This window comes from Pseudomonas kuykendallii (genome assembly GCF_900106975.1).
Taxonomy (GTDB): domain Bacteria; phylum Pseudomonadota; class Gammaproteobacteria; order Pseudomonadales; family Pseudomonadaceae; genus Pseudomonas_O; species Pseudomonas_O kuykendallii.
This window is the reverse complement of record NZ_FNNU01000001.1, coordinates 788,875-801,449: the sequence shown is the minus strand read 5'-3', so window position 1 is coordinate 801,449 and position 12,575 is coordinate 788,875. Positions and strand designations below refer to the sequence as shown.

Below are 12,575 nucleotides of genomic sequence, written 5' to 3'. Positions count from 1 at the left end.
CCCCTCGCATCATCCGAGGGCGCGTCGTGTCGGATAATCTGGGCCTCAATCTCAAGCTGCTGTGCAGTCACTACCGCTCTATCGCGGAGGTTTGCCGCAAGCTCGCGATCAACCGCGCGCAGTTCAACAAGTACCTGAACGGGCAGAGCCGCCCCACGGCCTACAACCTCAGGCGCATCGGCGATTTCTTCGGTGTCGAGGACTACGAGCTGGGCCTGCCCGCCGAGCAGTTCGCCCGGCTGATCGGCGCACGCGCCAGCGACACGCCGAGCACGCCCTCCGGCGACCCGCTGTACAGCCTGCTGCAGCCGCTGCGCGAGCAGTCCGCCAGCCTGGCGCGCTACTGCGGGTACTACTTCGAGTACTCCAACTGCATGTCCGTGCCGGGCAACATCCTGCTTTCGCTGGTGCACCTGCGTGAGGAGCGCGGCACCTTCCTGTTCGAGCGCCAGGAACGTCAGGAGCGCTCGGCGAGCAGCAACCTGCCGGCCGAGGACTGGGTGCGCTGCCGCTACCTGGGTGCGGCTTTCCACCTGCAGGACCGGGTGTTCCTGATCGACTACGAATCGCTGACGCTCAACGAGATGAGCCAGACCATCCTCATCCCCAGCTACAAGAGCCGCATCACCCGCCTCAACGGCATCAAGACCGGCGTCTCCAGCGGTGATCGCCGCACCCCCGCCTGCACGCGCGTGGTGTGGGAATTCCTCGGCGAGGAGATCAACCGGGTTAGCGCCTATCGCCAGGTCATGCTCTACCGCCCGGACGACCCGCGCATCGACGATGACGTGCGCCAGCGGCTGGCGGTCGGGCCGGTCAGGGACGGTTTGTTCGAGAGCTCGTGAGCGCTGTGGCCGTTCGCTGTGCTTTCGCACGGGCGGTCGGCGTCTAGCTGAGGTTGCCTGGGAGCCTGAGCATGCACGCGCTGTTAAGTGAAATCCTCGACGAAGTTCGCCCGCTGATCGGCCAGGGCAAAGTGGCCGACTACATACCCGCGCTGGGCGAGGTGCCCGCCGCGCAACTGGGAATCGCCGTGTACGGCCTGGATGGCGAAGTGTTCAGCGCCGGCGATGCGCAGACGCCGTTTTCCGTGCAGAGCATCTCCAAGGTGTTCAGCCTGGTGCAGGCCATCGAGCACTCGGGCGAGTCGATCTGGCAGCGCCTCGGCCACGAACCCTCCGGGCAACCGTTCAATTCGCTGGTACAGCTGGAGTTCGAGCGCGGCCGGCCGCGCAATCCCTTCATCAACGCCGGTGCGCTGGTGATCTGCGACATCAACCAGTCGCGCTTCGCCGCGCCGGCGCTGTCCATGCGCGATTTCGTCCGGCGCCTGTCCGGTAATCGCGAGGTGGCGGTGGACCTGCACGTCGCCGAATCCGAATACCGCCACCGCGCGCGCAACGCGGCCATGGCCTACCTGATGCAGGCCTTCGGCAATTTTCACAACGACGTGGAAGCGGTGCTGCGCAGCTACTTCAGTCACTGCGCGTTGCGCATGAGCTGCGTGGACCTGGCGCGGGCCTTCTCCTTTCTCGCCAACGACGGTTTCTGCACGCACAGCGGCGCGCAGATTCTCAGCGAGCGGCAGACCCAGCAGGTCAACTCGATCATGGCCACCAGCGGGCTGTACGACGAAGCCGGCAACTTCGCCTACCGTGTCGGCCTGCCGGGCAAGAGCGGCGTGGGCGGCGGCATCGTCGCCGTCGTGCCGGGGCGCTTCAGCGTATGCGTGTGGTCGCCGGAGCTGAATGCCGCGGGCAACTCGCTGGCGGGAATGGCCGCCCTGGAGCTGCTCAGCCAGCGCATCGGTGCCTCGGTGTTCTAGGTCGGCGGCGCCTGTTGCCTTCTCCCCCGACCCGGAATCCGGCCCATAAAAAGGAGATACAGCTCGCGCCGTATCTCCCTGAGGGACTTGGGGAGAGTGGCCCCAATGCCGGGTGACCGTTGACGCGTCAGGGCTTACACGGTCGCCTTCAGCGGCACCAGGCGCGGGGCGATCATGTTTTCCGGGCGCAGGATGTCGGCGAGCATGGCGTCGTCGAGCAGGCCTTCGGCGCGCACCAGTTCGAGTACGCCGCGGCCACTGTCCAGCGCCAGTTTGGCGATGCGCGTGGCGTTCTCGTAACCGATGTAGGGGTTCAGCGCGGTGACCAGGCCGATCGAGTGCTCGACCAGTTCGCGGCAGCGCTCGACGTTGGCGCTGATGCCCACCACGCAATGCTCGCGGAGCATGTCCATGGCGCGCTGCAGCAGGCGGATCGAGTCGAAGATCTTGTAGGCGATCAGCGGTTCCATCACGTTGAGCTGCAGCTGGCCGCCCTCGGCCGCCATCGTCAGCGCCAGGTCGTTGCCGATGATCTCGAAGGCGACCATGTTCACCGCCTCGGGAATCACCGGGTTGACCTTGCCCGGCATGATCGAGCTGCCCGGCTGGCGCGGCGGAAGGTTGATTTCGTTGATCCCGGTGCGTGGGCCGCTGGAGAGCAGCCGCAGGTCGTTGCAGATCTTCGACAGTTTCACCGCGGTGCGCTTGAGCATGCCGGAGAACAGCACGAACGCACCCATGTCGGAGGTGGCTTCGATCAGGTCGGCGGCGGCTTTCAGCGGTTGGCCGCTGATCTCGGCGAGCCGGGCGACGGCGATCGCCTGGTAGCGCGGGTCGGCGTTGATGCCGGTGCCGATGGCGGTGCCGCCGAGGTTTACCTCGGTGAGCAGCTCGGGGGCCAGGCGGCGCAGGTGCTGGAGGTCTTCGCCGAGGGTGGTGGCGAAGGCGTGGAACTCCTGGCCGAGGGTCATGGGTACGGCGTCCTGCAACTGCGTGCGGCCCATCTTCAGCACCTGGGCGAACTCCTCGCCCTTGGCGGCGAAGGCCTGGATCAGGCTTTCCAGGCTGGCCAGCAGGGTGTCATGGCCGAGCAGCAGGCCGATGCGGATCGCCGTCGGGTAGGCATCGTTGGTCGACTGCGCCATGTTCACGTCGTTGTTCGGGTGCAGGTGCTGGTACTCGCCTTTCTGCTTGCCGAGCGCCTCCAGCGCCAGGTTGGCGATGACCTCATTGGCGTTCATGTTGGTCGAGGTGCCGGCACCGCCCTGGATCATGTCAACGACGAACTGCCCGTGGAATTCGCCGCGGATCAGGCGTGCGCAGGCCTGGCTGATCGCCGCGTGCTTGTCCGCCGACAGGTAACCCAGCTCGCGGTTGGCGTCGGCTGCGGCCTGCTTGACCATCGCCAGGCCGACCACCAGCTTCGGGTAATGCGCCAGCGGGACGCCGGACAGGCGGAAGTTGTTGAGCGCGCGCAAGGTCTGGATGCCGTAGTAGGCCTCGGCGGGGACTTCGAGGGTGCCAAGCAGGTCTTTTTCGATGCGAGGGGCGGCGACGCTGGACATGATCGGGGGCTGACTCTGGGAAAGGCGGACGAGGCCGCGATGGCGTGCAGAGTAGGGCGGCCAACACGGTGCCGGCCAATGCTGTTAAACGCTGCCCCATGCCGGAACGGCATGAGCATCCGCGTGACCTTGGCCGGCGACGGGACGTGTCCGGCCGGAATGCTCCCGGAATACGGCGAATACGTTGCCTTGCTGTGCATTTCGACGACCGTTGAATGACGGAGCGGGTGAGCGTCCTGATGCAGTAGAGGCATAATCTCCTCGCCATCTTGCCGAGAACCGCCATGAACCTGGAAACCAAATGGTTGGAAGATTTCATCGCCCTGGCCGCCACGCACAGCTTTTCCCAGGCGGCGCAGAAGCGCTTCGTCACCCAGCCCGCCTTCAGCCGGCGCATCCGCAGCCTCGAAGAGGCGCTCGGCCTGACCCTGGTGAACCGGGCGCGCACGCCGGTGGAGCTGACCGAGGCGGGGCAGCTGTTCCTGGTCAGCGCGCGCAGCGTGGTCGAACAGCTGGGCGAGGTGGCGCGCCATCTGCACCACCTCGAAGGCCAGCAGGGCGAGGTGTTGCAGATCGCCGCGGCGCATTCGCTGGCGCTGGGGTTCTTTCCGGCCTGGATCGCCGGTCTGCGCGAGCAGGGCCTGAACATCGCCAGCCGCCTGCTGGCGAGCAACGTCGGCGAGGCGGTGCACGCGCTGCGCGAGGGCGCCTGCGACCTGATCCTCGCCTACTACGACCCGGATGCCGCGTTGCAGATGGACCCGGAGATCTTTCCCTCGCTGCACCTGGGCGCCACCTCGATGCTGCCGGTGTGCGCGGTGGCGGCCGACGGCCAGCCGCTGTTCGATCTCGACAGCGGGCAGAGCGTGCCGCTGCTCGCCTACAGCGCTGGAGCCTTTCTCGGTCGCTCGGTGAACCTGCTGCTGCGCCAGCGTGCGCTGCGTTCGACCACGGTCTACGAAACGGCGATGGCCGACAGCCTCAAGAGCATGGCGCTGCAGGGGCTGGGCGTGGCCTGGGTGCCGCGGCTGAGCGTGGAGGCGGAGCTGGCGCGCGGCGATCTGCGCGTGTGTGGCGGCGAACACTGGCAGGTGCCGCTGGAGATTCGCCTGTACCGCTGCGCGCTGTTGCGCAAGGCAACCGTGCGCCTGCTCTGGCGCAAGCTCGAAAGTGCCGCGAACAGCGCTCAGGAGTGAGCTTTCCGGGCTTTTTTCGATCGGCCTGGCAGGGTGGAAAAACGACCTATACTCCTGCTGCTTTTCGTGCTTGAAGACCGCTCTTCACCGTTCGCTACTAACAATAAAAACGAGGTGGCACATGATCTGGCAACAACTCTACGACCCCTTTGGCAATGCGCTTTTCTCGACGTTGATGGCCGCCGTCCCGGTGGTCGTGATGCTCGCGGCGCTGGCCTTCTTCCACGTCAAGGCACACCTGGCGGCCTTGATGGCGCTGGGCTCGGCGCTGGTCATCGCGATCTTCGCCTTCGGCATGCCCGCCGGCATGGCCGGTTCGGCGGCGCTCTACGGCGCGGCCAACGGCCTGCTGCCGATCGGCTGGATCGTCCTCAACATCATCTTCCTGCACCGCCTGACCACCGAGAACGGCTCGTTCAAGGTGCTGCAGGACTCCCTGGCGCGAATCACCGACGACCGGCGCCTGCAGCTGCTGCTGATCGCCTTCTGCTTCGGTGCCTTCTTCGAGGGCGCGGCGGGCTTCGGCACGCCGGTGGCGGTGACCGGGGCGATCCTCATCGGCCTCGGTTTCTCGCCGCTGGCGGCCTCCGGCCTGGCGCTGATCGCCAACACCGCGCCGGTGGCGTTCGGCGCGCTGGGCACGCCGATCATCACCCTGGCCAAGGTCACCGGGCTGGACGAGATGGAGCTGTCGGCGATGGTCGGCCGGCAACTGCCGTTCTTCTCGGTGATCGTGCCGTTCTGGCTGATCTGGGCCTTCGCCGGCTGGCGCAAGATGATGGAAATCTGGCCGGCGATCCTGATCGCGGGGGTCACCTTCGCCGTGCCGCAGTTCATCGTCTCCAACTACCACGGTCCGATGCTGGTGGACGTAATCGCGGCGCTGATCTCGATGGCCTGCCTGACCGGCTTCCTCCGGGTCTGGAAACCGAAGACCGTCCACACCTCGGCGGCGCTGTCGGGCCGCGTCGACAATTCCAAGGTGGATGTCGATCCGGATGAGAAGCCCGGCGGCGCCGCGGCGTTCTCCGGCGACGGCCAGCGCGCCGTGCTGCGCGCCTGGATGCCGTGGATCATCCTCACCGTGTTCGTCTTCGCCTGGGGCACCCAGGGCTTCAAGTCGATGTTCGATACCCGTCCCGCGCTCGATCCGCAGACCGGCGCGGTGCTGCTCGACCCCACCGGCAAGCCGAAGACCGAGGCCAACCCGATCTTCTCGCCGGTGCTGACCTTCGACGCCATCCACCAGAAGATCGAGAAGGTGCCGCCGGTCGTGCCCCAGGCGAAAACCGAGGAGGCGCTGTACAAGTTCAACTGGTTCACCTCGACCGGCAGCGGCATCCTCCTGGCGGCGATCATCGGCGGTCTGCTGATGGGCTACTCGCCACTGGCGCTGGCCAGGCATTACGTGAAAACGATCTGGGTGGTGCGCTACTCGCTGATCACCATCGTGGCGATGCTCGCGCTCGGTTTCCTCACGCGCTACTCGGGGCTGGACGCGACCATGGGCCTGGCGTTCGCCGCGACGGGGATCTTCTACCCGCTGTTCGGCACGCTGCTCGGCTGGCTGGGGGTGGCGCTGACCGGCTCGGATACCGCGTCCAACGTGCTCTTCGGCGGCCTGCAGAAGGTCACCGCCGAACAGCTCGGGCTGAGCCCGGTGCTGATGGCGGCGGCCAACAGTTCCGGCGGGGTGATGGGCAAGATGGTCGATGCGCAGTCGATCGTGGTCGCCTCAACCGCGACGCGCTGGTACGGGCACGAGGGTGAAATCCTGCGCTACGTCTTCTTCCACTCCATCGTGCTGGCCGTGCTGGTCGGCCTGCTGGTGACGCTGCAGGCGTACGTCTCGCCGTTCACCGCGATGGTGGTGGGCGGGCACTGACGCCGACGACGGGCCCGCAGCGCCCGTCACGATCCGGCCATCCGCGCGGGATGGCCGCGAAGCGAAATCGCGACCGGTCCTCGCCGGTCGCTATCGAAGTTTCCTGATAAGCATTATCATTTGAGTCATTTCGTCGCGCCGCCCCGGCGCACAGCCGTGACGCCGTCGTGCAATGACTCCCGATCGCCCTTCCCCCGAGCCGCCGCCGCTGGATTCCCAGGAGGATTTCCTGCGCGTGTTCCTCGCCAACCGCCAGCGCCTGGAGTCGCTGGTCAGCCGCCAGGTCGGTTGCCGCGCCACCGCCGCCGATCTGGTCCAGGACCTGTTCCTGCGCTTCTGGCGCCGGCCGGTGCTGCAGGTCGAGGAAATGGGCACCTACCTGTTGCGCTGCGCGCGCAACCTGGCCATCGACCACCTGCGCCTGGAAGGTTCGCGCAGTCGCACGCTCAACGCCTTCCCGGTGCCCGACGAACAGCGCCCGGATGCGCTGGAAGCCGGGCTGCTGGCCGGCGACGACCTGCGCAATGTGGACGCGGCGCTGCGCGGCCTGCCGGAGCGCACCCGGCACATCTTCCTGCTCAACCGCATCCACGGCTGCACCTATGGCGAGATCGCCCGGGCCGTCGGCGTGTCCCAAAGCGCGGTGGAAAAACATATGATGCGCGCCCTCGAGGCCTGCAAGGCGAGCCTGGCGAATCCGCCGGCTCCAGCCAGGGAAAGCTCAGCGCCAGGAAGCCCAGCATGACAGCGCCCGCGTCCGATTCACCGACCGCCCGCCAGGAGCGTGAAGCCTGGCGCTGGCTGCTGCGCCGCCGTCGCGCGCCGCATCGCCATGCCCACGCGTTCATCCGCTGGCTGGCGGCCGACCCCCGGCATCTGGACGCCTACGCCCGCGCCGAGGCGCTGTGGAGCGTCAGCGAAGCGCCGGCGCGGTCGCTCGCCGACGAGGAGGCGCGCGCGTTGCAGGGCTATCTGCAGACCCTTCGGCGCAAAAACCGGCTGCCGCTGCTCGGCCACTGGCCCGGCGCGCTGGCCGGCGCCTGCTGCCTGCTGCTGGTGCTCTGGGGCGGCGGCTGGCTGCGTCCGGTACAGGCGTGGCAGAACCTGCGCGCCGATGAAGTCAGCGCCGCCGGTGAAGTGCGCGAGCTGAACCTGGGCGACGGCTCGCGCGTGTTGCTGGATGCCGACAGCGCGCTGAACGTTCGTATCGAAGGGCCGCTGCGGCGAGTCGAACTGTTGCGCGGCGGCGCCTGGTTCAAGGTCGCGCATGACGGCCGTCCGTTCCAGGTCGAAACCGGCGACAGCATCACGCGGGTACTCGGCACCGCCTTCGAGGTGCGTCGCCAGGCGTCGGGCACGGCGGTCACCGTCGAAGAAGGCCGCGTGGAAGTCGCCGCCGCCGGTGAAACCCGCGTGCTCGGCGCCAACCAGCGCGTGCGCCTGGCCGACGGGCACCTCGGCGAGCCGCATGCCGTGGACAGCCACTTGGCGCTGGCCTGGCGCGACGGTCGGCTGAGTTTCCTCCAGGCGCCGTTGGGCGAGGTGCTGGAGGCCCTGGGCAGCCGCTACCGCGGGCGCATCCTGCTCCTCGACCCAGCCCTCGCCGCGCGCCGTGTCAGCGTGTCTGTCGCCGGCGACGACGCCCCGTCCGCAGTGGCTTCGCTGTGCGCCGTGCTCGGTTGCCAGAGCACGCTGCTGTTCGATCGGCTGATCCTCATCCGCTGAGCCGGCGGCACTTTTTCCCGTCGGCGGCGATTATTTTCCGCGTCCAAGTGAGGTAAACGCGCGGCGGCTTCGTGTAGTGGTGGTGCGATCAATTCGCATCAACGCCATTTCCTCTACGGAGACCGCACGATGAAACGCCCCTTCCCGCCGCTCACTCCGTTCGCCGCCGCTCTGCTGTTCCTCGGCGTTGGCCTGCCGGCGCCCGCCCACGCGCAATCCACCGCGGAGCAGGTCGAAGGGCGCTTCCGGTTCTCCCTCGCCGCGCAGCCGCTGGCGCAGTCGCTCGACCAGTTCAGCCGCATCACCGGTCTGGCGGTGGTCTACACCAGCGCCTTGCCGGCTACGCTCGGCGCGCCGGCGCTCGAGGGCTCGATGAGTGCCGCGCAGGCACTGCAGCGGTTGCTGGCGGGCAGTGGCTACGCGTCCCGCCAGGTCGACGAACGAACCTTCACCGTCGAGCCACAGGCCGCGACGCAGGCGATGAACCTGGATGGCCTGACGGTGACCGCCGAGGACGCCAGCCGCTACAGCTATCAGCCCAGCGGCACACCCTCGATCACCCGCAGCGGCGCCCCGCTCCTGGAAGTGCCGCAGACCGTCAACGTGGTTCCGGCCCAGGTGCTGCGCGACCAGAAACCGCGCAACCTCGACGACGCGCTGAACAACATCAGCGGCATCACCCAGGCCAACACCCTCGGCAGCACCCAGGACGCGGTGAGCAAGCGCGGCTTCGGCGACAACCGCGACGGCTCGATCATGCGCGACGGCCTGCCGTCGATCCTCGGCCGCAGCCTCAGCGCCAGCGCCGACCACGTCGAAGTGCTCAAGGGCCCGGCGGCGCTGCTCTACGGCATCCAGGACCCGGGCGGAATCGTCAACGTGGTCAGCAAGAAGCCGCAGCTGGAGCAGTACAACGCCCTGACCCTGCGTGGCTCGACCTACGCCCACGGCAAGAGCGGTAGCGGCGGCGGGCTGGACAGCACCGGCGCGTTGGGTGACAGCGGGCTGGCCTACCGGATGATCGTCGACCACCAGGAGGAGGATTACTGGCGCAACTTCGGCAACTTCCGCGAGACTCTGGTGGCGCCGTCGCTGGCCTGGTACGGCGAGGACACCACGGTCAACCTGAGCTACGAGCATCGCGAGTTCGAGACCCCGTTCGACCGCGGCACGGCGATCAATCCGGCAACCCTGAAGCCGCTGGACATCCCGCGCACACGCCGGCTGGACGAGGCCTTCAACGTCACCGAAGGGCGTTCGGACCTGACCCGGCTGGCCGTCGAGCACCGCCTGGACGAAACCTGGAAGGCCAACTTCGCCTACGGCTGGACCCGCGAGACCTACGACGACAACCAGGCGCGGGTGACGGGCGTCAACGGCAACGGCACCGTGACGCGGCGTATCGACGGCACCCACGGCGCGGTCAGCAGCGACAGTTTCGCCACCGCCAGCCTGAGTGGCGACCTGCAGATCGCCGGCTATCGCAACGAACTGGTGGTGGGCATCGACAGCGAGAAGCGCAAGATCTTCCGCGCCGACCTGATTCGTGGCGGCAACAGTCCGCTGAACTACGACGATCCGGTCTATGGCACGGTCGATCCGTCCGACGTGGCCGATGCCGGATCGAGCGACCAGACCGACAAGCTGCGCACCGACTCGCTGTACCTGCAGGACTCGCTGCACCTGGACGAGCACTGGATCCTGGTCGCCGGCGGCCGCTACCTGATCTACGACCAGTACGCCGGGCGCGGCCGGCCATTCCGGGCCAACACCAACATCAATGGCCAGGTCTGGGTGCCGCGCGGCGGCGTGGTCTACCGCTTCGACGATAGCTTCTCGCTGTATGCCAGCTACAGCGAGTCGTTCAAGCCGAACTCGACCATCGCGCCGTTGGCCAGCGATGCAGTGATCGATTCGTCCGTCGCGCCGGAGGAGGGCAAGTCCTGGGAGCTGGGCGCCAAGCTGGATATCCCGGACCGGGTCACCGCCAACCTGGCGCTGTTCGACATCCACAAGCGCAACGTGCTGGTCACCGAGGAGGTGGGCGGCTCCACCGTCAGCCGCGCGGCGGGCAAAGTGCGCTCCTACGGCCTGGAACTGGATGTCAGCGGCCAGCTCAGCGAACGCTGGAGCCTGATCGGCAGCTACGCCTGGCTGGATGCCGAGGTCACCGAGGACCCGCTCTACCAGGGCAATCGTCTGCAGAACGTGGCGCGGAACACCGCGTCGCTGTCGGCGGTGTACCAGGTCGGTTCGCTGTTCGGCGGCGACAACCTGCGCCTGGGCGCCGGCGCGCGGCACGTCGGCGAGCGTGCCGGCGACGCCAGCAACACCTTCGACCTGCCGGCCTACACGGTGGCCGACGCCTTCGCCAGCTACGACACGCGCCTGGGCGGCCACGACGTCGGCTTCCAGTTCAACGTGAAGAACCTCTTCGATCGCCGCTACTACTCGTCCAGCGCCAGCCGCAACTACGTTTCGGTCGGCGAGGCGCGGCAATTCCTGGTGTCCACCACCGTCAGCTTCTAGCACCGTCGGGCGAGCACCTGCGGACGCCGTTTGCGGCGCGGCGGGGGCGATGCGCGGCAGGCTTCGGGGGCGCCGAACGGCGGGCTGTCGCCGCTTGCGCCTTGGGTTATACTGCGCGGCCTTCGCGGCCCGGCACGGTCGCTTCGCACACAAGCCACGCCTGGTCTCCAGCGTGGCTTGTTGGTTTCTGCGCCCGCGGGCGCCCGACGCAAGAGGCACGACGATGAGCGCACTGGTAGGCGTGATCATGGGCTCCAAGTCCGACTGGTCCACCCTCAGTCACACCGCCGAGATGCTGGAAAAACTCGGCATACCGTTCGAGGTGAAGGTGGTCTCCGCGCACCGCACGCCGGACCTGCTGTTCCAGTACGCCGAGCAGGCCGAGGAGCGCGGTATCCAGGTGATCATCGCCGGCGCCGGCGGCGCCGCGCACCTGCCGGGCATGTGCGCGGCCAAGACCCACCTGCCGGTGCTGGGTGTGCCGGTGCAGTCGTCGATGCTGTCGGGCGTCGACTCGCTGCTGTCCATCGTGCAGATGCCCGCCGGCATTCCGGTCGCCACCCTCGCCATCGGCAAGGCCGGCGCGGTGAATGCGGCGCTGCTGGCGGCGAGCATCCTCGGCCACACGCACCCGCAGTTCCACGTCGCGCTCAAGCAGTTCCGCGACGAGCAGACCCAGACCGTACTGGACAACCCGGACCCGAGGGCTCAGTGATGAAGATCGGCGTGATCGGTGGCGGCCAACTGGGCCGCATGCTGGCCCTGGCGGGAACTCCGCTGGGGATGGACTTCGCGTTCCTCGACCCCGCGCCGGATGCCTGCGCCGCCGCCCTCGGCGAGCACATCCGCGCCGATTACGGCGATCAGGACCACTTGCGCCAGCTGGCCGACGAAGTGGACCTGGTGACCTTCGAGTTCGAGAGCGTGCCGGCGGAAACCGTGGCCTTCCTCTCGCAGTTCGTGCCCGTCTACCCGAACGCGGAATCGCTGCGCATAGCCCGTGATCGCTGGTTCGAGAAATCGATGTTCAAGGAGCTGGGCATTCCGACGCCGGAATTCGCCGACCTCCATTCGCAGGCCGATCTCGACGCCGCGGTGGCCGCCATCGGCCTGCCGGCGGTGATGAAGACCCGCACCCTGGGCTACGACGGCAAGGGGCAGAAGGTCCTGCGCACCCCGGCCGACGTGGCCGGCGCGTTCGCCGAACTGGGCGGCGTGCCCTGCATCCTCGAGGGCTTCGTGCCCTTCACCGGGGAAGTCTCGCTGATCGCGGTGCGCGCCCGTGACGGCGAAACGCGCTTCTACCCCTTGGTGCACAACACCCACGACAACGGCATCCTGCGTCTCTCGGTGGCCAGCACCGTGCATCCGCTGCAGGCGCTCGCCGAGGATTACGTTGGCCGCGTGCTGAACAAACTCGACTACGTCGGCGTGCTGGCCTTCGAGTTCTTCGAAGTGGACGGCGGGCTGAAGGCCAACGAGATCGCCCCGCGCGTGCACAACTCCGGGCACTGGACCATCGAAGGCGCCGAGTGCAGCCAGTTCGAGAACCACCTGCGCGCGGTCGTCGGCCTGCCGCTGGGCTCCACCGCCGCCCTCGGCGCGAGCGCGATGCTCAACTTCATCGGCGAAGTGCCGCCCACCGAGCAGGTCGTGGCGCTCGCCGACTGCCACCTGCACCACTACGGCAAGGCCTTCAAGGCCGGGCGCAAGGTCGGCCACGCCACCCTGCGCAGCGCCGATGCCGCGACGCTGAAACAGCGCATCGCCGCCGTCGAAGCGCTGATCGCCAAGGTCTGAGCCACGCCGAACCCGCGCGCCCGGCGCCGCTCGCGTGGCTCTCCCGCGGG

The 12,575-nt window shown here is 67.8% G+C and carries 10 protein-coding genes; 9 read left to right on the top strand and 1 reads right to left on the bottom strand.

What is annotated here, in order from left to right; translation table 11 throughout:
• Positions 1-26: 26 nt before the first annotated feature.
• Both BLV15_RS03615 and glsB read left to right on the top strand, forming a co-directional pair.
• Positions 27-845, top strand: coding sequence for a helix-turn-helix domain-containing protein (locus BLV15_RS03615; RefSeq protein ID WP_090224694.1), 819 nt, complete (start codon positions 27-29; stop codon positions 843-845).
• 71 nt (positions 846-916) lie between these two features.
• Positions 917-1,825: a glutaminase B gene (glsB, locus tag BLV15_RS03610; protein WP_090224692.1), complete on the top strand. Its 909-nt coding sequence runs from the start codon at positions 917-919 to the stop codon at positions 1,823-1,825.
• Positions 1,826-1,959: 134 nt separating this feature from the next.
• Here glsB and BLV15_RS03605 read toward each other — a convergent pair whose 3' ends face one another.
• Positions 1,960-3,390, bottom strand: coding sequence for an aspartate ammonia-lyase (locus BLV15_RS03605; protein WP_090224691.1), 1,431 nt, complete (start codon positions 3,388-3,390; stop codon positions 1,960-1,962).
• A 284-nt stretch (positions 3,391-3,674) separates the two neighbouring features.
• On the opposite strand from BLV15_RS03605, the gene BLV15_RS03600 reads away from it, so the two are divergent.
• From BLV15_RS03600 to BLV15_RS03570, 7 genes are all read left to right on the top strand, one after another.
• A complete protein-coding gene (locus BLV15_RS03600) occupies positions 3,675-4,586 on the top strand; it encodes a LysR substrate-binding domain-containing protein (protein WP_090224689.1) in 912 nt (303 codons plus the stop codon).
• A gap of 121 nt (positions 4,587-4,707) precedes the next feature.
• A complete protein-coding gene (locus BLV15_RS03595) occupies positions 4,708-6,471 on the top strand; it encodes an L-lactate permease (protein WP_090224688.1) in 1,764 nt (587 codons plus the stop codon).
• Positions 6,472-6,643: 172 nt separating this feature from the next.
• The gene (locus BLV15_RS03590; protein WP_090224686.1) at positions 6,644-7,216 is read left to right on the top strand and encodes an RNA polymerase sigma factor; all 573 of its coding nucleotides are present in this window, start codon (positions 6,644-6,646) and stop codon (positions 7,214-7,216) included.
• Positions 7,213-8,196, top strand: a complete 984-nt coding sequence (locus BLV15_RS03585) for a FecR family protein (protein ID WP_090224684.1) — start codon at positions 7,213-7,215, stop codon at positions 8,194-8,196. The genes BLV15_RS03590 and BLV15_RS03585 overlap by 4 nt, the downstream gene beginning before the upstream one ends.
• Positions 8,197-8,325: 129 nt before the next feature.
• Entirely contained in the window at positions 8,326-10,725 is a 2,400-nt protein-coding gene (locus tag BLV15_RS03580; RefSeq protein WP_090224682.1) for a TonB-dependent siderophore receptor, read from the top strand.
• Between the two features lie 223 nt (positions 10,726-10,948).
• The gene (gene purE, locus BLV15_RS03575; RefSeq protein ID WP_090224681.1) at positions 10,949-11,440 is read left to right on the top strand and encodes a 5-(carboxyamino)imidazole ribonucleotide mutase; all 492 of its coding nucleotides are present in this window, start codon (positions 10,949-10,951) and stop codon (positions 11,438-11,440) included.
• Positions 11,440-12,525: a 5-(carboxyamino)imidazole ribonucleotide synthase gene (locus tag BLV15_RS03570; protein WP_090224679.1), complete on the top strand. Its 1,086-nt coding sequence runs from the start codon at positions 11,440-11,442 to the stop codon at positions 12,523-12,525. Before purE ends, BLV15_RS03570 begins: the two co-directional genes overlap by 1 nt.
• Positions 12,526-12,575: the final 50 nt, after the last annotated feature.

Excerpts from the sequence above, each read along its gene's own strand:
- glsB (WP_090224692.1), top strand. The coding sequence starts at position 917 with ATGCACGCGCTGTTAAGTGAAATCCTCGACGAAGTTCGCCCGCTGATC.
- BLV15_RS03605 (WP_090224691.1), bottom strand. The coding sequence starts at position 3,390 with ATGTCCAGCGTCGCCGCCCCTCGCATCGAAAAAGACCTGCTTGGCACC.
- BLV15_RS03600 (WP_090224689.1), top strand. The coding sequence starts at position 3,675 with ATGAACCTGGAAACCAAATGGTTGGAAGATTTCATCGCCCTGGCCGCC.
- BLV15_RS03595 (WP_090224688.1), top strand. The coding sequence starts at position 4,708 with ATGATCTGGCAACAACTCTACGACCCCTTTGGCAATGCGCTTTTCTCG.
- BLV15_RS03590 (WP_090224686.1), top strand. The coding sequence starts at position 6,644 with ATGACTCCCGATCGCCCTTCCCCCGAGCCGCCGCCGCTGGATTCCCAG.
- BLV15_RS03585 (WP_090224684.1), top strand. The coding sequence starts at position 7,213 with ATGACAGCGCCCGCGTCCGATTCACCGACCGCCCGCCAGGAGCGTGAA.
- BLV15_RS03580 (WP_090224682.1), top strand. The coding sequence starts at position 8,326 with ATGAAACGCCCCTTCCCGCCGCTCACTCCGTTCGCCGCCGCTCTGCTG.
- purE (WP_090224681.1), top strand. The coding sequence starts at position 10,949 with ATGAGCGCACTGGTAGGCGTGATCATGGGCTCCAAGTCCGACTGGTCC.
- BLV15_RS03570 (WP_090224679.1), top strand. The coding sequence starts at position 11,440 with ATGAAGATCGGCGTGATCGGTGGCGGCCAACTGGGCCGCATGCTGGCC.